This is a genomic window from Streptomyces spiralis (genome assembly GCF_014654675.1).
Lineage (GTDB): Bacteria > Actinomycetota > Actinomycetes > Streptomycetales > Streptomycetaceae > Streptomyces > Streptomyces spiralis.
Map to the genome: position 1 here is coordinate 203,129 of NZ_BNBC01000006.1, position 20,022 is coordinate 223,150.

A 20,022-nucleotide genomic window follows, 5' to 3' on the forward strand; every position below is an offset into this window, starting at 1 on the left:
CCGTGCCGGATCAGGCGTCCATGCCGGCCAGGACCAACGGCAACCGGTCCGCGCCGGCTTCGGTCAGGCGGACCGGCACGCCCCAGTCCTGCTGGTGCACATGGCAGGCGGGGTACTCGTTGGCCGGGTCGTCGTCGCAGGAGGCCGCCATCGCGGAGACGTGCAGCACGCCGTCCCGGACCTCCGGGTTCAGCTCCAGGGTGCGGGACAGGTCCGTGTCCGCGCCCTCTCCGTCCAGCAGCAGCTCCGGCGGGGTGGAGGACACCAGCAGACGGGTGGACGGGCCGTAGCGGGTGTCCAGCTTCTGGCCCGCCGGCGCCTGGAAGATCACGTCCAGCCGCAGTCGCCCGGGGGCGACTTCCGTGGCCGCGCGCCGGGTGCGGTGGGCGACGGCCTCGACCCGTACGGCGTCCTCCGGCAGGCGCAGCCGGGTCAGCCGGTGCCGGGCCGACTCCACCACCACGATGTCGTCGCCGACGAGCACGGCGTCGCTGGGCTCGCGCAGATCGGTGGCGAGCGTGGTGACCTCGCCGGTCGCCGGGTCGTAGCGGCGCAGGGCGTGGTTGTAGGTGTCGCTGACGGCGACCGAACCGTCCGGGAGCGCGGTCACGCCCAGCGGGTGCTGGAACAGCGCCTGGCCGGCGGCGCCGTCCCGGTGACCGAAGTCGAACAGCCCGGTGCCGACCGCGGTGTGGACGTCACCGTCGAGATCGACCCAGCGCAGGGCGGAGGTCTCGGAGTCGGCGAGCCAGAGCCGCTCGGACGTGGCCGCGAGCCCGGAGGGCTGCGCGAACCAGGCCTCGCTGCCCGGGCCGTCGACGAGCCCCTCGTTGGTGGTCCCGGCGGTGACCGAGACGGTGTCCTCGGCCGGGTCGTACGCCCACAGCTGGTGCACGCCCGCCATGGCGATCCACACCTTGCCGTTCCACCAGGCGACGTCCCACGGCGAGGACAGCTTCACCTCCCGGCCGGGACCGGAGGTGGCCTCGCCCTGCATCCACTGGTGCCCGGTGCCGGCGAGAGTCGTGGTCAGCCCCGTCTCCGGGTCGAAGCGGCGCAGGGTGTGGTTGACCGTGTCCGCGACCACGACCGTGCCGTCCGGCAGCAGCGCGAGACCCTGCGGCTCCTGGAAGCGGGCCTGGTCCGCGGGGCCGTCGGTCAGCCCCCGGGTCCCCTGCCCGACCCGGCGTACGACCGTCTCCCCGTCCGCCTCCAGCTCCACCAGCTGGTGCCGGGTGGTGTCGCTGACCAGGAGGTTGCCGGACGGCAGCAGCAGCGCCTTGCCCGGGAAGCGCAGGGTGGAGGGCTCCGGCTCCGGCGGCACGTACGGGCCGTCCCCGCGCCGCAGGGTGCCCTTGGCCTCGTGCTCGGTCTCCAGCTCCTCAACCAGCCGCTCGATGGCGTGCGCATGCCCCTCGCCGGCGTGCTGCGCGACGACGTACCCCTCCGGGTCGATCACGACCAGGGTCGGCCAGGCACGCACCGCGTACTGCTTCCAGGTGGCGAGTTCGGGGTCGTCGAGCACCGGATGCTCCACCCCGTACCGCTCCACGGCGTCGACGACCGCCTGGTGTTCTGCCTCGTGCACGAACTTCGGCGAGTGCACACCGATGACCACCACCGTGTCCCGGTGCTTCTCCTCCAGCTCTCTGAGCTCGTCCAGGACGTGCAGACAGTTGATGCAGCAGAAGGTCCAGAAGTCCAGCACGACGATGCGGCCACGCAGGTCGGCAAGGGTGTACTGCTTGCCTCCCGTGTTCAGCCAGCCGCCCTTGCCGGTCAGCTCGGGGGCGCGGACGCGGGCGCGGCGGGGGGTCGGGGCCGGGGGCGTTTCGCTCATGGATCAAGGGTGCCACTCGCCACCGACAACCGGACCGGCGCCTGCCCCGCTCAGCCCGTCGGGCTATCGGCGGGGTTTCCGGCCGGTCGCCGGGGAAGCGGTGAGGGCATGAGATTCCTCGTACGCGACCGGATCCTCGGCATCGGTGACGACTACTGGATCGAGGACGAGCACGGCACCAAGGTCTTCCTCGTCGACGGCAAGGCCATGCGGCTGCGCGACACCTTCGAGCTGAAGGACACCCGGGGCCGGGTCCTGATCGACATCCACCAGAAGATGTTCTCCCTGCGGGAGACCATGGTGATCGAGCGGGGCGGGGAGGCCCTGGCGAAGATCCGGCGCAAGCGACTGTCGCTGCTGCGCAACCACTACCGGGTGTCCCTCGTGGACGGCACCGAGCTCGACGTCAGCGGCAAGATCCTCGACCGGGAGTTCGCCGTCGAGTACGACGGGGAGCTGCTGGCGGTGATCTCCCGACGCCGGCTGAGCGTCGTGGACACCTACGGCATCGACGTCGTACGGGAGGACGCCGATCCGGCGCTGCTGATCGCGGTGGCGGTGTGCGTGATCCACCTGGCGGAGAAGGAGCGGGAGGAGCGGCACGCCGGGGCCGCCGAGTAGACCCCCTGGGACCGGGCCCGCTCAGCGACGCGGCGGCTCCAGGCCCAGCACCCGGTCTTTCAGCGCCGGGAACTGCTCCCGGGTCGTCGCGACCTTCGCCGGGTCGAAGTCGACCGTGAGGATCTCCTCGCCGTGGCCGGCCTCGGCCAGGACCTCGCCCCAGGGGTCGACCACGATCGAGTGACCCGCCTGGGGAACCCCGGCGTGCGTCCCGGCCGTTCCACAGGCGAGCACGAACGCCTGGTCCTCCACGGCCCGCGCCCGGGCCAGCAGCGTCCAGTGCGCGCGCCGGCGCTCGGGCCAGCCCGCCGGGACCACCAGGGTCTCGGCCCCGGCGTCGACCAGTCCGCGGAAGAGCTCGGGAAAACGGAGGTCGTAACAGGTCGCCAGGCCCAGGGTGGTGTCCGGCAGACGGACCGTCACCAGGTCATGCCCCGCACCCATCAGCACGGCCTCGCCCTTGTCGAAGCCGAAGCGGTGGACCTTGCGGTAGGCGGCGGCCAGGTCGCCGGTCGGGGTGAAGACGAGGGAGGTGTTGTAGAGGGGTCCCTCCGGGTCACGTTCGGGGATCGAGCCCGCGTGCAGCCATACGCCCGCGTCGCTCGCCGCCTTGGCCATCGCCTCGTACGTCGGCCCTTCCAGCGGCTCGGCCTCGCGCCCGAACTCCTCGAAGGCGAAGGCTCCGGTGGTCCACAGCTCGGGCAGCACGACGAGGTCGGCGGCACCGGCCTGGCTCCTCACCAGCGAGGCTGTCCGTTCCCGTCGCGATTCGACCGATTCGCCCTCATCCACGGCGATCTGGATCAGCGAGGCGCGCACACTACCACCGTCCTGGCATTCGAGTTGTCCACACGGGCCTACGATCGTCACACGAAAGCACTGCCGGGGTACCCCACAGCAGCGTAACTTGGGGGTCCCCCCTGCTCGAAGCGGAGCGAGAGTCCGGGGGGCGCAAACCGCCCGACGATCGCCGCCGCCTCCCACCGGCAATGCCGCCACAACGTCACAACCTGCCCGTGTACCGACCGCCGAGGGGTCCCGTTCCGTGAGTCTGCATCCCACCCTCCAGCCCTACGCCGACGCCTGGACCCACTCCGTCGAGGCGATATCCGAGCTGGTGCAGCCCCTCGTGGAGGGCGAGTGGAACCAGCGGACCCCCTGCCCGGGCTGGTCGGTCCGCGACGTGGTCTCGCACGTCATCGGCATGGACTGCGAGGCGCTCGGCGATCCGCGTCCCATCCACTCCCTGCCGCGCGACCTGTTCCACGTCACCAACGAGCACCAGCGCTACACGGAGATGCAGGTCGACGTCCGGCGCCACCACACGGCACCGGAGATGACGTCCGAGCTCGAGTACACGATCATCCGCCGCAACCGCCAGCTGCGGAACGAGTCCCGCGACCCCGGCACCAAGGTGCGCGGCCCGCTCGGCACCGAGCTCACCCTCGAAGAGGCCATGCGCTACCGGGCGTTCGACATCTGGGTGCACGAACAGGACCTGCGCGTGGCCCTCGGCCGCCCCGGCAACCTGGACTCGCCCGGCGCGCTGATCGCCCGGGACTATCTGCTCGACGCCCTCCCGGACGTGGTCGCCCAGAAGGCCGACGCCCCGCGCAGCTCGGCGATCGTCTTCGACGTCCACGGTCCCGTGGAGTTCCTCCGTACGATCCGCGTCGACATCCAGGGCCGCGGCACCCTCGAAACCGCCCCCGCCCTGGGCCCGGCCGCGACCCTCACCCTCGACTGGGAGACGTACGTCCGCCTGTCCTGCGGCCGGGTGACCCCGGAAGCGGTGGCGGACCGCGTCAAAACGGAGGGCGACCCGGACCTGGCGACAGCGATCCTGCGCAACTTCACGGTGACGCAGTAGAACGCAGTTGCGGGCAGTCGCACGCCGACATAGCTGCGGGCAGTACGCCGACATAGCTGCGGGCAGTCGTGCCTCCACCAGTGCTCAACGCCTGGGAGGTACCCCCAGGCGGCACGGGTGGGCGCAGCGGCACCCCCGAGCGGGGCAAGCTCACCCACCCACCCACAGCACACCGCAGCACACCGCAGCGTCACGCGGGGACGTGCACCGCCTCCACCCGACTGGCCACCAACCGCTCCCGCTCCCGCCGAGCCGCCCGCTTCCGCAACCGCAGAATCTGGCTCACCCCCACCGCCTGGAGCACGAACACGGTGGAGAAGGCGACGCCGTAGTCGTCCCCCGTCGCGTCCAACAGCACCCCGATCGCGAACAGCGTTGTCATCGAGGCCACGAAACCACCCATATTGGTGATCCCCGACGCCGTCCCCTGACGCTCCGCCGGATTCGCCGGCCGCGCGAAGTCGAATCCGATCATCGAGGCCGGCCCGCACGCGCCCAGCACCAGGCACAGCACCACCAGCAGCCACATCGGTGCCCGCTCGCCCGGGTACACCAGCGTGGCCGCCCACAGGGTCGCCGTCGCCGCGACCGTGCCGAGCGCCAGCGGGAGCCGCGCCGTGTGATGCCGGGCGACGATCTGGCCGTAGACGAGGCCGATGCCCATGTTCGACAGCACGACGAGGGTGAGCAGTTCCCCGGCCGTCGCCCGTGACAGCCCTTCGGCCTGCACCAGGAACGGCAGCCCCCACAGCAGCAGGAACACCATCGCCGGGAACTGGGTGGTGAAGTGCACCCACATGCCCAGCCGCGTGCCGGGCTCCCGCCAGGCGGCGAGGATCTGCCGGCGCACGTACACGGCGCCCTGGTGCGGCAGCGGCTCGGGCTCGTGGCCCTCGGGGTGGTCCTTGAGGAAGAGGACCAGCAGCACCAGCACCAGCGCACCGGCCAGCGCGCTGCCCGCGAAGGCGGGGGTCCAGCCGAATCCGCGCAGCAGCCGGGTCAGCACCAGTGTGGAGACCAGGTTGCCCGCCATGCCGACCAGTCCGGCGAGCTGGGCGACCAGCGGCCCGCGCCGGACCGGGAACCACCGCGAGCCCAGCCGCAGCACGCTGATGAACGTCATGGCGTCGCCGCAGCCGAGCAGCGCCCGGGAGGCGAGCGCGGTGCCGTACGACGCCGAGAACGCGAACCCCAGCTGGCCCGCCGTGAAGAGCACCACCCCCATGCCCAGCACCTTCTTGGTGCCGAGCCGGTCGACCAGCAGGCCGACGGGTATCTGCATGCCCGCGTAGACGAGCAACTGGAGGATGGAGAAGGTCGACAGCGCGGAGGCGCTCACGTGGAAGCGTTCGGCGGCGTCGAGGCCGGCGACGCCCAGCGACGTACGGAAGATGACGGCGACGAAGTAGACGGCGACGCCGATGCTCCAGACGGCGACGGCGCGCCGCCCGCCGGGCGGGTCACCCGGCAGGCCGACGGCGCCGTGCGAAACCGACGACGAACCGGACGAGGAGCCGCGTCCGGAACTCATCGCACCTCACCCCGCGCCAGGTGGGAGAACCAGCTGACGTGCCGGTGGACGAGCCCGACGGCCGCCTCCGCGTCACCGGAGCGCAGCGCGTTCAGGATCTCCTCGTGCTCGGCGAGCGTCTTGGCGATGCGGTCGGGGTGGGAGTGCATGACGGCGACGCCCATGCGCAGCTGCCGGTCGCGCAGTTGGTCGTAGAGGCGGGAGAGGATCTCGTTCCCGCCGCTGCGGACGATCTCGGCGTGGAAGCAGCGGTCGGTGACGGCGGCGGCGGCGAAGTCCCCTTCGGCGGCCTGCTGCTTCTGCTTCGCCAGCAGCTCCTCCAGGCGCTCGATGAGTCCGGGCGGTGCGGGTACGGCCTTGCGCGCGGCGTGCTCCTCGACCAGCTGCCGGGTCTCGACGACGTCGGCGATCTCCTGTGCGGAGACCGGCAGGACGAGCGCTCCCTTCTTCGGATAGAGCTTGAGCAGCCCCTCGACCTCCAGTCGCAGCAGCGCCTCGCGCACCGGGGTGCGGGAGACGCCTACGGCCTCGGCCAGCTCGCCCTCGGTCAGAAGGGTGCCGCCTTCGTAACGGCGCTCCAGGACGGCTTGCTTGACGTGGGTGTACACACGGTCGGCGGCGGGGGGCTGCTTCACGGCGAGGGTCATGCCCACAGCATAGATACAAGACGTACGCATGATCCGCCTCGTCCACCATGCGGACCGCCCGGGAGCCCTCGAGGGCCACTGAGAAATTCACCCCGCCAACGGCACAACCATCTGTGCCGATCGGGAGTCACACAGGTGCGGCCCCACTCTGTTGGGAACTCAACTCGACCGCACCCTAGGGGCATTCAACGTAATCGGGGTATTTCACTTGAAAACCGGCATTAAGGCCAGCCGCCTCCGCAGAGCCACCGCCGTCGCCTTGACCACCGGCGCCGTGCTCGTCACCGGAGCTCTTGCGGCGGCACCCGCGCAGGCCGTCAGCGCGCCGTCGATCGTCGCCAAGGGCGGCTACGCGATGAACAACGCGAACGGCTCGACGCTGTTCACGAAGAAGGCGGACACACGGCTGTCCACCGGCTCCACCACCAAGATCATGACCGCGAAGGTCGTGCTCGCGCAGCCGAACCTGAACCTCGACGCCAAGGTCACCATCCAGAAGGCGTACAGCGACTACGTCGTGAGGAACAACGCCTCCCAGGCGCACCTGATCGTGGGCGACAAGGTGACCGTCCGTCAGCTGCTGTACGGTCTGATGCTGCCGTCCGGCTGCGACGCCGCGTACGCGCTGGCCGACAAGTTCGGTTCCGGCTCGACGCGGGACGCGCGCGTGAAGAGCTTCATCGGCAAGATGAACTCCGCCGCGAAGAGCCTGAAGCTGACGAACACCCACTTCGACTCCTTCGACGGCATCGGCAAGGGCAACAACTACTCGACGCCGCGCGACCTGACGAAGATCGCGAGCAGTGCGATGAAGAGCTCCACGTTCCGCACGATCGTGAAGACGAAGTCGTACACGGCCAAGACCGTCACCAAGACGGGCAGCACCCGCACGATGGCGACGTGGACGAACACGAACACCCTGCTGGGCAGCTACAAGGGCGCCATCGGCGTGAAGACCGGCTCGGGCCCGGAGGCCAAGTACTGCCTGGTCTTCGCCGCGACCCGGGGCAGCAAGACCGTCATCGGCACGGTCCTCGCCTCGTCCTCGATCAACCAGCGCGCCACCGACGCCACGAAGATCCTCAACTACGGCTTCGCCCGCCTGGGCTGACGCCGGCATCCGGCACGACCGAGCCGTGCACCCCGGACGGGGTGCACGGCTCGTCGTCGTCCGATGCCCGGGTGGTCTCCGGGCTCAGGCCCAGGTGATCAACCGCTTCGGCTGCTCCAGGACGGCGGCGACGTCCGCGAGGACCTTGGAACCGAGTTCGCCGTCGACCAGGCGGTGGTCGAAGCTCAGCGCCAGGGTGGTGACCTGGCGGGGCTTGACCTTGCCCTTGTGGACCCACGGCTGGAGCTTGATCGCGCCGACCGCGAGGATCGCGGACTCGCCGGGGTTGAGGATCGGCGTGCCCGTGTCGACGCCGAAGACGCCGACGTTGGTGATCGTCACCGTGCCGCCCTGCATGGCCGCCGGGGACGTCTTGCCCTCGCGGGCCGTCGACACCAGCTCACCGAGTGCCTCGGCGAGCTGCGGGAGCGTCTTGACGTGGGCGTCCTTGATGTTGGGGACGATCAGGCCGCGCGGGGTGGCCGCGGCGATGCCCAGGTTGACGTAGTGCTTGAGCACGATCTCCTGGCCGGCCTCGTCCCAGGAGGCGTTGATCTCCGGGTTGCGCTTGATGGCGACCAGCAGGGCCTTGGCGATCAGCAGGAGCGGGTTGACCCGCAGCCCCTGCATGTCCTTGTCCTGCTTGAGCTCCTCCACCAGCCTCATCGTGCGGGTCACGTCGACCGTCACGAACTCCGTGACGTGCGGCGCCGTGAACGCGGAGCCGACCATCGCGGCCGCCGTGGCCTTGCGGACGCCCTTCACCGGGACGCGGGTCTCCCGCGTGCCGTCGTAGGTCACCGCGGGGGCGGGAGCCGGGGCGGAGGTCACCGCGGCGGGTGCCGTCACCGGTTCCGGCGCCTGCGGGGCGACCGTGGCCGCCACCGCCGCGTGGACGTCCTCGCGCGTGATGATGCCGTCCGGGCCGGACGGGACCACCGTCGTCAGGTCCACGCCCAGGTCCTTCGCCAGCTTGCGCACCGGCGGCTTCGCCAGCGGGCGGTCCTGCCCGGCGGCAGGGGCGGGGGCCGGGGCGGTCACGGCCGACGCGCTGTGGCCGTTCAGCTCCGACTGGAGTGCCGTCGCGGCCTGGGGCGCCGGGGCCTCCTGGCCCTTGCGCGGGCGGCGCTTGGTGGCCGACGTCGAGACGCCGTAGCCCACCAGGACCGGCTGGCGGCCCTGCGGCTCCGCCGCCTCCTCCTGCGCCGGCTCGGCCGCCGGGGCCTGTGCGGGGACCTCGGCCGGGGCCGCTCCCGCCACCTCCACCGCGATGATGGACGTGCCCACGTCCACGGTGGTGCCCTCGGGGAAGTGCAGTTCGCGCACCACGCCGTCGTAGGGGATCGGCAGTTCGACGGCCGCCTTGGCGGTCTCGACCTCGCAGACCACCTGGCCGTCGGTGACCTTGTCACCGGGCTGGACGTACCACTTGAGGATCTCGGCCTCGGTCAGACCTTCGCCGACATCCGGCATCTTGAACTCACGCACGGACGCTTCGGTCATCGTCGTCACGAACCTCTCCCTCAGTACGCCAGCGAGCGGTCGACGGCGTCGAGCACGCGATCCAGGTCCGGCAGATACGCCTCTTCCAGCCGCGCCGGCGGATACGGCGCGTGGTAGCCGCCGACCCGCAGGACGGGGGCCTCCAGGTGGTAGAAGCAGCGCTCGGTGATCCGGGCGGCGATCTCCGCACCGGAACCGAAGAAGACCGGAGCCTCGTGGACCACCACCAGGCGGCGGGTCTTCTCCACCGAGGCCTGGATGGAGTCGAAGTCGATCGGGGAGACCGAGCGCAGGTCCAGGACCTCCAGCGACCTGCCCTCCTCGGCGGCCGCGGCGGCGACCTCGTGGCAGAGCTTCACCATCGGGCCGTAGGCGGCCAGGGTCAGGTCCGTGCCCTCGCGGACGACCTGCGCCTTGTGCAGCGGGGCGGGGATCGCCTCGGGGTCGACCTCGCCCTTGTCCCAGTAGCGCCGCTTGGGCTCGAAGTAGATCACCGGGTCGTCGCTCTGGATGGCCTGCTGCATCATCCAGTACGCGTCCGACGCGTTGGACGGGCTGACGACCTTCAGGCCGGCGACGTGCGCGAACAGCGCCTCGGGGGACTCCGAGTGGTGCTCCACCGCGCCGATGCCGCCGCCGTAGGGGATGCGGACCACGACCGGGAGCTTGACCTTGCCCAGGGAGCGGGCGTGCATCTTCGCCAGCTGCGTGACGATCTGGTCGTACGCCGGGAAGACGAAGCCGTCGAACTGGATCTCGACCACCGGGCGGTAGCCGCGCAGGGCGAGGCCGATCGCCGTGCCGACGATGCCGGACTCGGCGAGCGGGGTGTCGATGACGCGGCTCTCGCCGAAGTCCTTCTGCAGGCCGTCCGTCACCCGGAACACGCCGCCCAGCTTGCCGACGTCCTCGCCCATGATCAGGACCTTGGGGTCGGCGTCCAGCGCGCGGCGCAGCGACTCGTTGATCGCCTTGGCCAGTGCCATCTTCTCCGCAGCCATGCTCAGACCCCCTCTACGTCCGCGAACGACGCCTGGTAGGCGGCGAACTGGGCGCGCTCCTCGTCGACGAGCGCGTGCCCGTCCGCGTACACGTTCTCGAAGATGGCGAAGTGGTCCGGGTCCGGCATGGCACGGACCGCCTCGCGTACTCGTTTGCCCAACGCCTCGCTCTCGGCCTCGAGTTCCGCGAAGAATCCCTCGTCCGCGTGGTTTGCGGCCTCCAGGAAGCGGCGAAGGCGCAGGATCGGGTCCTTCGCCTCCCAGGCCAGGCGCTCCTCGTCACCCCGGTAGCGGGTGGGGTCGTCGGAGGTGGTGTGGGCGCCCATGCGGTACGTGAACGCCTCGACCAGGGTGGGGCCCTCGCCGGCGCGGGCGCGCTCCAGCGCCCACTTGGTGACCGCGAGGCAGGCCAGTACGTCGTTGCCGTCGACGCGCACGCCCGGGAAGCCGAAGCCCTGCGCGCGCTGGTAGAGCGGCACGCGGGTCTGCTTCTCGGTCGGCTCGGAGATCGCCCACTGGTTGTTCTGGCAGAAGAACACGACCGGGGCGTTGTAGACCGCGGAGAAGGTGAAGGACTCCGCCACGTCGCCCTGGCTGGAGGCGCCGTCGCCGAAGTAGGCGATGACCGCCGAGTCCGCGCCGTCCTTGGCGACGCCCATGGCGTAGCCGGTGGCGTGCAGCGTCTGGGAGCCGATGACGATCGTGTACAGGTGGAAGTTGTTGCTGTTCGGGTCCCAGCCGCCGTTGTTCACGCCGCGGAACATGCCGAGCAGGTTGGTGGGGTCGACCCCGCGGCACCAGGCGACGCCGTGCTCGCGGTAGGTCGGGAAGACGTAGTCGTCGTCGTTCAGCGCCCGGCCCGAGCCGATCTGGGCGGCCTCCTGGCCGAGCAGCGAGGCCCACAGTCCCAGTTCGCCCTGGCGCTGCAGGGCGGTGGCCTCGGCGTCGAAGCGGCGGGTGAGCACCATGTCGCGGTACAGCCCGCGGAGCTCTTCGGAAGTGATGCCGGCGACGTACTTGTCGTACTCGGCGTTCTTGACGCGCTTCCCCTCAGGGGTCAGCAACTGCACGAGTTCGGTGCCGGCGTTCTTCCTCGCGTTCGCGCCGGTGCTCTTTTTGGCGCCGGTGGCGCCGGCCTTGCTTCCGGCGCTGCGTCGCGGTGTGCGCGCGGCAGTGCTCTCCACGGTCACGTGTGCTCCTCCGTCGGTCCGGCCCCCGGGGTTGCCGGTAGGCCAGTGCGGCTCACCTGAAACCGACCACCGAGGCACGGGGTGGGTGCCACTCGGCCGGGAACAGGCGTGACAGGTGCCCCGGCGAGCGCCCTGCAACAGCCACGTTACCCAGTGCTCCACATTTCTGGGAAACCCCACCTGACCTGCGTGTTTCATTGGATTTCCAAGTATTTTCGCTTGGACGTCCAAGTACTGGCGCGGGCATTCGGGGCAGCCGCTGGTCACAGCCGTGCAGGGGGCCGGAACACCGGCACGGTATCCCGGCCACCCCCGCATCGGGAAGGGCTGAAGAGTGGCCGGAACTGCTCTTGATGGATGACCCACGCCGGGGCAGGCGAGCCGGCGGCCGCGTCCCGGAAGCGCTCGACACGGTGACCTCAAGTGACCAAAAGCGACTACTGAAGACTGTCTGTGACAAGCCCCAGCTCACGGCCTCGGCCGTTGCCCTAGCATCTGGCGCGTGCCGCGCCCTTGTGTACCACCCCCTGTACCCCACGCGCCCCCTCTGAGCGCCCTGCTGCGCCAGTACGCCGCCGGTTCCGCCCTCACCTGCGAACCCGTCGACCAGGGCCTGCTGAACCGCGGCTACCGACTGTGCACCACCCGTGGCCGCTACTTCCTCAAACACCACTTCGACCCCGACACCGCCGACCCGGCGGCGATCGCCCGGCAGCACCGCGCCACCCAGCGCCTGGCCGACCTGGGCGTCCCGGTGGCGCCCGCGCTGGCCGGCCGCGACGGACGCACGGTCGCCGTGATCGGCGGTCACGCCTACGCCCTGCACCCCTGGATCGACGGCCGGCACCGGCACGGCGGCCAGCTCACCACCGGCCAGTGCACGCGCCTCGGCGCGCTCCTGGGGGCCGTGCACGCCTGCCTGGAGCGCGTCATGCCGCCCAAGGGGCGCACCCGTCCCGCCACGCACCCGCACCCCGTGGAGAGCGCAGACCCCGACGACACCCTCGCCCTGATCGACGATCTGCTCGCCCACGTCCGCCGCCACCGCCCCGCCGACGCCTTCGACGAACTGGCCCGGCACCGGCTCCTGGAGCGCCGCGCCCTGCTGGAGCGGCACGCCGATCGGCGCCCCCCGCCCGGCGGCCCCGTCGGCTGGGTGCACGGCGACTTCCACCCCTTCAACGTGCTCTACAAGGGACACGCCCCGGCCGCGATCGTCGACTGGGACCGGCTCGGCGTGCAGCCGCGTGCCGAGGAGGCCGTCCGCGCCGCCGCGATCTTCTTCGTCCGGCCGGCCGGCACCCTGGACCTGCCGAAGATCAGGGCGTACGCGCGCGCGTACCGGCGCACCGCCGGCGCCACGCCCTCGGAGCTCGCGGCGGCCGTGCACCGCGTGTGGTGGGAACGCCTGAACGACTTCTGGATGCTGCGCTGGCACTACGAGCGCGGCGACACCCGCGCCGACCCCCAGTTCCCGGCCGCCTCGGCGCTCGCGGTGTGGTGGACCGAGGAGTACGACGCGGTGTGCGGGGCGTTCGCGGAGTGATCGAACCGGGTGAGAAGCGGTGCATACGGCACGCGCGCGTGGAGCCTCGATGGGGCTCCACGCGCGCGTGAAGGACGATCAGGTGCCGGTGACCCCGGTGTTCGCCGCCCCGGCGGCCGTACCGGTGGTGTCGCCGTTGCCGCCGTCCGTGCCCCCGTTGTTGCCGCCGCCGCTGCCGCCGTCCGCACCGCCGTCAGTGACACCGCCGCTGGTGCCCGTAGGACTCGAAGGACCGGACGGCGTGGTCTGGGTGTCCGAGCTCGGCGGGTTCGACGGCTCGTCGCTCGGCTCGTCCGTCGCCGTCTGGGACGGCGTGTGCGACGGCTGCTGCGACGGCGTGAAGTCCCAGCCGGTGCCGCCGTTGGAGCTGTTGCCGCTGTCCGTCGACGTGTCCGACGGACGGCCCTGCGACGACTCGCTCGGAGCGGAGCTGGGCTGGTCGTCCTTGGAGGACTGCGAGCTCGACGGCGAGGTGGTGGTGCCGGTGCCGCCACCGCTGCCGTGGTCACCGGTCTTCTGCATCGCCAGCGCGACGCCCACCGCAATGGCGATCACCGCGAGCACGGCGAGGATCCACAGCTTGCCGCGGCTGCTGCCCTGGTTGCCGTGGCCCTCGAAGCCGCCGTCGTCGCCATTGCCGTATCCCGCGGGCAGGATCGGCTGCGGGATCTGCGTGGTGCTCGAGCCGGTCTCGCCCGGGTGCGGCATCACCGTCGTACCGGCGAAGCCCGCCGCCGGGGTGTGCCGGCCCTCGTGCATCTCCACCGGGCCGGTGTTCCAGGTGCCGGTGTGGCCACCCTGGTCGTACAGCATCTGCAGCGCGTACTGGACCAGCCCGCGCATCTCCTCGGCCGTCTGGAAACGGTCGTCGGGCTCCTTGGCGAGCGAGCGCATGACCAGGCCGTCGAGTTCCGGCGGGCAGCCGGCCTCGGAGACCTGGGACGGCGCCACCGGCGCGTCCTGGACGTGCTGGTAGACCACCGACAGCGGGGTCTCGCCGATGAACGGGGGCCGCAGGGAGAGGAGTTCGTACAGCAGGCAGCCCGTCGCGTACAGGTCGGAGCGGTGGTCGACGGCCTTGCCGAGGGCCTGCTCCGGTGAGAGGTACTGCGGGGTGCCCATCACCATGCCGGTCTGCGTCATCGTCGTGGACGCCCCGTGCAGGGCGCGGGCGATGCCGAAGTCCATCACCTTCACGGCGCCGTTGTCGGTGATGATGACGTTGGCGGGCTTGATGTCGCGGTGCACGATGCCGTGCTGGTGCGAGTAGGCCAGCGCCTCCAGGACTCCGGAGACGATGATCAGCGCCTGCTCGGGGCCCGGCGCCTCGGCGTTGAGCAGCAGGTCGCGGATGGTGCGGCCCTCGACCAGCTCCATCACGATGTACGGCACGGACTGGCCGCCCACCATGTCCTCGCCGGAGTCGTACACGGCGACGATCGCATGGTGGTTGAGGCCGGCCACGGACTGGGCCTCGCGCGTGAAGCGGGCCTTGGAGACGGGGTCCTCGGCGAGGTCGGCGCGCAGCAGCTTGACCGCGACGGTACGGCCCAGGCGCACGTCCTCGGCCGCGAACACCTCGGCCATGCCGCCCCGGCCGAGCCTGCGGGTCAGCCGGTACCGGCCGTCGCCGACCAGGCCGCCGTTGCCCCACATCTCGGGCGCGTCCGACATGCCGCCGCCGCCAGTCGCCTCGGGGTCGGACGGGCCCTGGGCGCGCTGCGTCTGTGCCATCAGTCCTCGCCGTCGTTTCTGCCCGCGGTGTGCGGTGTTGTCACGGGTCTCCGTCCGTCACGCTACAGGTTCGGCGCAAGCCGCCGGTCCAGGTTCGCGGTGAGGACCGGCCCGAGACCGGACCGGCCATCAAACCCCGTGCGGCTGCCGTCGTGCAAATTCCGTGTACCGGTCGCACGTCCGCTGTAACGCTTCCGCGACGCTTCTTTCGCGTACGGTCACGGAACGGGCACCGAGCTTGACGTGTCAGTGCCCTCGGGCAGACTTGGCCGGGAATAACACATTCGATCAACGAGATCCGGACATGAGGTCAGGTCAGGTCCGGTCCCGGGACGGGTCGACGGACAGCCGATCGCGCGAGCACAGCAGCCGCACAGCAGCCGCTGCCCCGCGCGTGCCTATGGGGGACGCAGAAGATGAGCCAGGACGGCGCACAGGGCCGGTTCGCCGGGCGGGCACTGGCAGGCGGCCGGTACCAACTGCGTGACTTGCTCGGCCAGGGCGGCATGGCCTCGGTGCACCTCGCCTACGACTCCGTGCTCGACCGGCAGGTCGCCATCAAGACGCTGCACACCGAGCTCGGCCGGGAAGCGGCCTTCCGCGAGCGGTTCCGCCGCGAGGCCCAGGCAGTGGCGAAGCTCACGCACACGAACATCGTCTCGGTCTTCGACACCGGTGAGGACGACCTGGACGGCATGACGACGCCGTACATCGTCATGGAGTACATCGAGGGCCGGCCGCTGGGCTCGGTCCTCGACCAGGACATCCGGCAGCAGGGCGCGATGCCCGCGGACAAGGCGCTCAAGGTCACCGCGGACGTGCTGGCCGCCCTGGAGATCAGCCACGAGATGGGCCTGGTCCACCGGGACATCAAGCCGGGCAACGTGATGATGACCAAGCGCGGCGTGGTCAAGGTGATGGACTTCGGCATCGCCCGCGCCATGCAGTCCGGTGTCACCTCCATGACCCAGACCGGCATGGTCGTCGGCACCCCGCAGTACCTCTCGCCGGAGCAGGCCCTGGGCCGGGGCGTGGACGCCCGCTCGGACCTGTACTCGGTCGGCATCATGCTGTTCCAGCTGGTCACCGGGCGGCTGCCGTTCGACGCGGACTCGCCGCTGGCCATCGCGTACGCGCATGTGCAGGAGGAGCCGGTGGCTCCTTCGTCGATCAACCGCTCCCTGCCGCCCGCGGTGGACGCGCTGGTCGCCCGCGCGCTGAAGAAGAACCCGAACGAGCGCTTCCCCAGCGCCGTGTCCATGCGCGACGAGTGCCTGCGCGTGGCGGCCTCCTTCCAGGCGGCGGCGCCCAGCATCGTGCCGGGCGCCCAGACGTCGAGCGGTGCGGGCGTGGGCTCCGCGGTCTTCCCGCCGGTCGACACGGCCCCACCGCCCGTGGGCAATGTTCAGACGCCGTACCAGCCCGCTCCGGCCACACCCAACCCGTACGGCACTCCGCCGTCCGCGATGCCGTCACCCGCCTACGGCTATCCGCAGCAGGCCCCTCAACCGGCCGTCGGCTACCAGACGCCCGCCGCCTCCTCGCCGTACGCCGCCCCGCAGCAGGCGTCGACCCCGCCGCCGTACACGATCTCGCCCCAGTCCCCGGGTACGACCCCGGCGGGCGGCGGCAAGGGCAACAAGCCGGTGATCATGGGGTCGGTGGCCGTGGCGGTCATCGCGGTCGTGGGTCTGATCGCCGCGCTGCTCATGAACAACGGTGGCGATGACGACGCCAAGGGCGGCGGCAGCAGCGCCGGCGCGTCGGTGTCGAGCCATCCGTCGGGCTACCGCGGGCCTGACACGTCGAAGACGATCGAGAAGACCGAGTGCACCGAGCCGCAGGAGTCGTACAACGACGAGAAGAAGGTGAAGATGCCCGACTTCACCTTCAAGAACTGGGACTCGGTCCTCGCCTGCCTCCAGGGCGCGGGATGGCACTACAAGAAGCGGGCGGTGGACGAGAACACCTACGGCAAGGACACCGTCATGCGGCAGTCGCCCGAGGCGGGCACGGACTTCGACCCGAACGACCCGCCGGACATCCAGTTCGACATCTCCACCGGCAATCCGGCCTAGGCACGGGATCGCCGATCGGTCTGCCGACCGGTTGGGGGTAGGCGACGGCCGGCCGCGGGTGGGCCGGCCGGTCGCCGGAAGGTGGGCCGGTCGCCGGAAGGTCGAAGGGCGTGGGTCGCGCGTGATGCGCTTCCCACGCCCTTGTGTCGTTCCGCCGTCCGGTCGTCCTACAGGTACGGGCCGCCCGAGCGGGTGCCGGGGTGGCCGTCCTCGCCCTCGCGGCCGACGCCCGGCGGGAGGGCGCGACGCATCTGCTCCAGCTGGGCGCGGGCGGCCATCTGCTGGGCGAACAGCGTCGTCTGGATCCCGTGGAAGAGGCCTTCCAGCCAGCCCACCAACTGGGCCTGGGCGATCCGCAGTTCCGCGTCGCTGGGGGTCCCCTCGTCCGTGAACGGCAGGGAGAGCCGCTCCAGCTCCTCGACGAGCTCCGGAGCCAGGCCGTCCTCGAGCTCCTTCACCGAGCTGGCGTGGATCTCCTTGAGCCGGACCCGGCTGGCCTCGTCGAGAGGAGCGGCACGCACCTCTTCGAGCAGCTGCTTGATCATGCTGCCGATCCGCATGACCTTCGCGGGCTGCTCCACCTGCTCCGTCACCGGGGTCTCGCGGGAGTCTTCGTCACCGCCGCCGAGCGCCATGCCGTCCTGGCCCACGACCAGGATCTGGGGGTTCTCCGGCGACCGTTCGTTCCTCGGCATCTCCATGCCGCCCATTCTCTCGCACCCATATGTCTCACCTCCTTGGTGCCCCCTGCGGAAGGTGATCCACCGTGTGCGCGCCGTCCGCGTTCCGCGCGGGGCGTTCCGGTTCCTGCGGAGGGTGCAGGCGCAGCAGGCGGGCCGCGCAGTGCTCCAGCCAGCGGGATTCGGCCTCCGCGTGGCAGATCAGCTGCTCCAGGACCAGCAGCCGGGCGACCTCTCCGGGACTTTCGAGCCGGCGGGCCAGGAGCTCGGCCCGCTGCCGTACGTAGTCGTGCAGCGCCTCGGAGACATGCCGGCGCTGCACGTCGACGACCTCGCGCACCTCGACCTCGGGCGCCGTGTCCGCCAGGACCAGCTTGAGGGCCAGCTCCTCACGGGGTGGTCCCGCGAGTTCCACGGGCCGTGCGTACCAGGACCGCAGCTCGGCGCGGCCCGCCCTGGTCAGCGCGTACGTGACCCGTCCGGCCCCGTCCACACCCTCCCGGGCGACCAGACCGTCCCGCTCCAGAAGGCCGAGCGTGGTGCAGACCCGGCCGAGGCTCAGCGGCCAGGCGGCCCCTGTGTGCTCCTCGAACGCGGCACGCAACCGGGATCCGTGGCGTGGGCCGGCCTCCAGGAGCGCCAGCAGCCCGTGACGTAGCGACATATCCGGATTGTGCAGTTACTTCGGCGCCTTCGACCTGGTGGGCCACTCCGGAATGCCGGATTGATTGATCGATGTGAGTGTTGTGCCACCGAATCACTGACATCAGGTGAGGGGGTCCCGACGTGACTCCATGGCTGCGCGTCGCGACGATACGCACGACAGGACTGCTCATAGGGCTGGGCGCGACCGTCCTGCCCGGTGGCCACGCCTCGGCGTGCGGCCCGCTGTCCAGACCGTCCACCACCCCCTCCACCTCCGCCTCGGCTTTAGTCCCGGTCTCGGCCTCCGCCTCCGTCTCCGGCCACGGCACCCCTTCGGCGCACTCGGGCACCGCGTCGCCTCCGGACCACGGCGCCTCTTCCCGCCCGGCCGCCGGGCACTCGTCCCGGCCGTCCCGGCCCTCCCGGCCCCCCGATCGGCCATCCGGACCATCCGGACCCTCGAAGTCGTCCCCGATGCCCGTCTCGCCGTCCTCGGCTTCCCCGCCCCCGGCCTCGGCCTCCGCGTCCTCGGTGTCGTTCGTCACACTGCCCGCCGCGTCCGAGTCGTCGGTATCCCCTTCGCCCTCGCCCTCGGACGGGCCGTCGCGGGCCGGTAGCCCGGCGGGTGAGGGCCGGGAACGGCCGGGCCGTCCGCATCGGCATGACACCGAGGTGGAAGGTGACGACACGGACGGGCCGGACACGGACGGGCCGGACACGGACAGGTCGGACACGGACGGGTCGGACACGGACGGCAGCGGGAGCCCGGACGCCGGTGGCATGAGCGGCATACCGACGACGGCCGCCCCGGAGTCGTCCGAGGCGGCCGCTCAGCCGCCGTCCGGGTCCCCGGACGCACCCGCCGCCCCGGCCGTCACGGAGTCCGTGCCCGCGGCCGAGCCCGCACGGCGGCTACTGCCCCTGGGCAGCGGACTGGTGCTCATAGGTCTCGGCCTGGGGACGGCGTTCATCGCCCTCCGCCTGCCCAGGACCTAGGGTGCGGTCCTTCCCGGCCGGATGCCCGGGTCAGGGCGTCACCAGCAGCACCTTGCCGATGTGGCCGCTCTCCTCGACGACCCGGTGCGCCGCCGCGGCGTCGCTCATCGGCATCTCCCGGTCGACGACCGGACGGACATTGCCGTCGGCGAGCAGCGGCCAGACGTGCTCGCGCACGGCCGCGACGACCGCCGCCTTCTCGTCGAGCGGACGGGCGCGCAGCGAGGTCGCGGTGATCGCGGCCCGCTTGCTCATCAGGGCGCCGATGTTCAGCTCTCCCTTGACGCCACCCTGCATGCCGATGATCGCGAGCCGACCGCTGACGGCGAGGGCCCGTACGTTGCGGTCCAGGTACTTGGCTCCCATGTTGTCCAGGATGACGTCGGCGCCCGCCCCGTCCGTGGCCCGCTTGATCTCCTCGACGAAGTCCTGCTCGCGGTAGTTGATCAGGATGTCGGCGCCCAGTTCGGAGCAGTAGTCGAGCTTCTCCTTGGTGCCGGCCGTGACGGCGACCTTCGCCCCGACGGCCTTGGCGAGCTGGATCGCCATGGTGCCGATGCCGCTGGAGCCGCCGTGCACGAGGAAGGTCTCGCCGGGGCGGAGGTGGGCGACCATGAAGACGTTGGACCAGACGGTGCAGGTCACCTCCGGCAGTGCCGCGGCCTGCCTGAGGTCGACGTTCTCGGGCACGGGGAGCAGCTGGCCGGCCGGGACGGCGACCTTCTCGGCGTAGCCGCCGCCCGCGAGCAGCGCGCACACCTGATCGCCGACCGTCCAGCCGGACACGCCCGGCCCGAGCGCGGCGATCCGGCCCGAGCACTCCAGGCCGGGGTAGCGGGAGGCGCCGGGCGGCGGGTCGTAGTGCCCCTGCCGCTGCAGGAGGTCGGCGCGGTTGACGGCGCTGGCCACCACGTCGACCAGCACCTCCCCCTCGCCGGGCACCGGATCCGGCACCTCGTCCCACACCAACGCCTCGGGTCCACCGGGTTCGGGAATCGTGATCGCATGCATGGAGGCGACGCTACTCCG

17 protein-coding genes are annotated in these 20,022 nt (G+C 71.2%); 6 read left to right on the forward strand and 11 right to left on the reverse strand.

From position 1 onward, the window contains the following. Window positions 1-10: 10 nt before the first annotated feature. Complete coding sequence (locus IE318_RS09405) at window positions 11-1,840, reverse strand: thioredoxin-like domain-containing protein (RefSeq protein ID WP_189898521.1); 1,830 nt, start codon at window positions 1,838-1,840, stop codon at window positions 11-13. Window positions 1,841-1,948: 108 nt separating this feature from the next. On the opposite strand from IE318_RS09405, the gene IE318_RS09410 reads away from it, so the two are divergent. Continuing rightward, the gene (locus IE318_RS09410; protein WP_189898523.1) at window positions 1,949-2,461 is read left to right on the forward strand and encodes an LURP-one-related/scramblase family protein; all 513 of its coding nucleotides are present in this window, start codon (window positions 1,949-1,951) and stop codon (window positions 2,459-2,461) included. 21 nt (window positions 2,462-2,482) lie between these two features. Here the strand turns inward: IE318_RS09410 and IE318_RS09415 are convergent, their stop codons facing one another. After that, on the reverse strand, window positions 2,483-3,280 hold the full coding sequence (locus tag IE318_RS09415; RefSeq protein ID WP_189898526.1) for a carbon-nitrogen family hydrolase: 798 nt from the start codon (window positions 3,278-3,280) through the stop codon (window positions 2,483-2,485). Window positions 3,281-3,506: 226 nt separating this feature from the next. Here IE318_RS09415 and IE318_RS09420 point away from each other — a divergent pair, with 226 nt between their 5' ends. Next, window positions 3,507-4,331: a maleylpyruvate isomerase family mycothiol-dependent enzyme gene (locus IE318_RS09420; protein WP_030177549.1), complete on the forward strand. Its 825-nt coding sequence runs from the start codon at window positions 3,507-3,509 to the stop codon at window positions 4,329-4,331. Window positions 4,332-4,521: 190 nt separating this feature from the next. Here the strand turns inward: IE318_RS09420 and IE318_RS09425 are convergent, their stop codons facing one another. Both IE318_RS09425 and IE318_RS09430 read right to left on the reverse strand, forming a co-directional pair. Continuing rightward, window positions 4,522-5,862, reverse strand: a complete 1,341-nt coding sequence (locus IE318_RS09425; protein WP_189898528.1) for an MFS transporter — start codon at window positions 5,860-5,862, stop codon at window positions 4,522-4,524. After that, window positions 5,859-6,509, reverse strand: coding sequence for a GntR family transcriptional regulator (locus IE318_RS09430; protein WP_189898530.1), 651 nt, complete (start codon window positions 6,507-6,509; stop codon window positions 5,859-5,861). Before IE318_RS09430 ends, IE318_RS09425 begins: the two co-directional genes overlap by 4 nt. 208 nt (window positions 6,510-6,717) lie before the next feature. Here IE318_RS09430 and IE318_RS09435 point away from each other — a divergent pair, with 208 nt between their 5' ends. Then, a complete protein-coding gene (locus IE318_RS09435; protein WP_189898532.1) occupies window positions 6,718-7,620 on the forward strand; it encodes a D-alanyl-D-alanine carboxypeptidase family protein in 903 nt (300 codons plus the stop codon). A gap of 84 nt (window positions 7,621-7,704) precedes the next feature. Here IE318_RS09435 and IE318_RS09440 read toward each other — a convergent pair whose 3' ends face one another. Genes IE318_RS09440 through pdhA form a run of 3 tightly spaced genes read right to left on the reverse strand, consistent with a single transcriptional unit; the run spans window position 7,705 to window position 11,314 of the window. Then, window positions 7,705-9,132 (reverse strand): dihydrolipoamide acetyltransferase family protein, encoded by a 1,428-nt coding sequence (locus IE318_RS09440; RefSeq protein ID WP_189898535.1) that lies wholly within the window; start codon window positions 9,130-9,132, stop codon window positions 7,705-7,707. Between the two features lie 11 nt (window positions 9,133-9,143). Then, window positions 9,144-10,124, reverse strand: coding sequence for an alpha-ketoacid dehydrogenase subunit beta (locus IE318_RS09445; protein WP_189898537.1), 981 nt, complete (start codon window positions 10,122-10,124; stop codon window positions 9,144-9,146). A gap of 2 nt (window positions 10,125-10,126) precedes the next feature. Further along, entirely contained in the window at window positions 10,127-11,314 is a 1,188-nt protein-coding gene (gene pdhA / locus IE318_RS09450; RefSeq protein ID WP_189898539.1) for a pyruvate dehydrogenase (acetyl-transferring) E1 component subunit alpha, read from the reverse strand. A 502-nt stretch (window positions 11,315-11,816) separates the two neighbouring features. Here pdhA and IE318_RS09455 point away from each other — a divergent pair. Next, complete coding sequence (locus tag IE318_RS09455; protein ID WP_030177559.1) at window positions 11,817-12,860, forward strand: phosphotransferase; 1,044 nt, start codon at window positions 11,817-11,819, stop codon at window positions 12,858-12,860. Between the two features lie 78 nt (window positions 12,861-12,938). On the opposite strand, the gene IE318_RS09460 is transcribed toward IE318_RS09455, so the two are convergent. Continuing rightward, a complete protein-coding gene (locus IE318_RS09460) occupies window positions 12,939-14,594 on the reverse strand; it encodes a protein kinase domain-containing protein (RefSeq protein ID WP_189898541.1) in 1,656 nt (551 codons plus the stop codon). Window positions 14,595-15,010: 416 nt separating this feature from the next. On the opposite strand from IE318_RS09460, the gene IE318_RS09465 reads away from it, so the two are divergent. Beyond that, window positions 15,011-16,672, forward strand: coding sequence for a Stk1 family PASTA domain-containing Ser/Thr kinase (locus tag IE318_RS09465; protein ID WP_189898544.1), 1,662 nt, complete (start codon window positions 15,011-15,013; stop codon window positions 16,670-16,672). A 167-nt stretch (window positions 16,673-16,839) separates the two neighbouring features. Here IE318_RS09465 and IE318_RS09470 read toward each other — a convergent pair whose 3' ends face one another. Continuing rightward, a complete protein-coding gene (locus IE318_RS09470; protein ID WP_030177563.1) occupies window positions 16,840-17,373 on the reverse strand; it encodes a bacterial proteasome activator family protein in 534 nt (177 codons plus the stop codon). A 28-nt stretch (window positions 17,374-17,401) separates the two neighbouring features. After that, a complete protein-coding gene (locus IE318_RS09475; protein WP_189898547.1) occupies window positions 17,402-18,016 on the reverse strand; it encodes a PadR family transcriptional regulator in 615 nt (204 codons plus the stop codon). Between the two features lie 761 nt (window positions 18,017-18,777). Here IE318_RS09475 and IE318_RS09480 point away from each other — a divergent pair. Further along, window positions 18,778-18,993: a hypothetical protein gene (locus tag IE318_RS09480; RefSeq protein ID WP_189898549.1), complete on the forward strand. Its 216-nt coding sequence runs from the start codon at window positions 18,778-18,780 to the stop codon at window positions 18,991-18,993. Window positions 18,994-19,023: 30 nt separating this feature from the next. On the opposite strand, the gene IE318_RS09485 is transcribed toward IE318_RS09480, so the two are convergent. After that, window positions 19,024-20,004, reverse strand: coding sequence for an NAD(P)H-quinone oxidoreductase (locus IE318_RS09485; RefSeq protein ID WP_189898551.1), 981 nt, complete (start codon window positions 20,002-20,004; stop codon window positions 19,024-19,026). Between the last annotated feature and the right edge of the window lie 18 nt (window positions 20,005-20,022).

What these genes read in the sequence shown, in the direction of transcription:
- IE318_RS09405 (WP_189898521.1), bottom strand. Translation starts at nt 1,840, where the DNA reads ATGAGCGAAACGCCCCCGGCCCCGACCCCCCGCCGCGCCCGCGTCCGC.
- IE318_RS09410 (WP_189898523.1), top strand. Translation starts at nt 1,949, where the DNA reads ATGAGATTCCTCGTACGCGACCGGATCCTCGGCATCGGTGACGACTAC.
- IE318_RS09425 (WP_189898528.1), bottom strand. Translation starts at nt 5,862, where the DNA reads ATGAGTTCCGGACGCGGCTCCTCGTCCGGTTCGTCGTCGGTTTCGCAC.
- IE318_RS09430 (WP_189898530.1), bottom strand. Translation starts at nt 6,509, where the DNA reads ATGACCCTCGCCGTGAAGCAGCCCCCCGCCGCCGACCGTGTGTACACC.
- IE318_RS09445 (WP_189898537.1), bottom strand. Translation starts at nt 10,124, where the DNA reads ATGGCTGCGGAGAAGATGGCACTGGCCAAGGCGATCAACGAGTCGCTG.
- IE318_RS09460 (WP_189898541.1), bottom strand. Translation starts at nt 14,594, where the DNA reads ATGGCACAGACGCAGCGCGCCCAGGGCCCGTCCGACCCCGAGGCGACT.
- IE318_RS09465 (WP_189898544.1), top strand. Translation starts at nt 15,011, where the DNA reads ATGAGCCAGGACGGCGCACAGGGCCGGTTCGCCGGGCGGGCACTGGCA.
- IE318_RS09470 (WP_030177563.1), bottom strand. Translation starts at nt 17,373, where the DNA reads ATGGAGATGCCGAGGAACGAACGGTCGCCGGAGAACCCCCAGATCCTG.
- IE318_RS09475 (WP_189898547.1), bottom strand. Translation starts at nt 18,016, where the DNA reads ATGTCGCTACGTCACGGGCTGCTGGCGCTCCTGGAGGCCGGCCCACGC.
- IE318_RS09480 (WP_189898549.1), top strand. Translation starts at nt 18,778, where the DNA reads ATGAGCGGCATACCGACGACGGCCGCCCCGGAGTCGTCCGAGGCGGCC.
- IE318_RS09485 (WP_189898551.1), bottom strand. Translation starts at nt 20,004, where the DNA reads ATGCATGCGATCACGATTCCCGAACCCGGTGGACCCGAGGCGTTGGTG.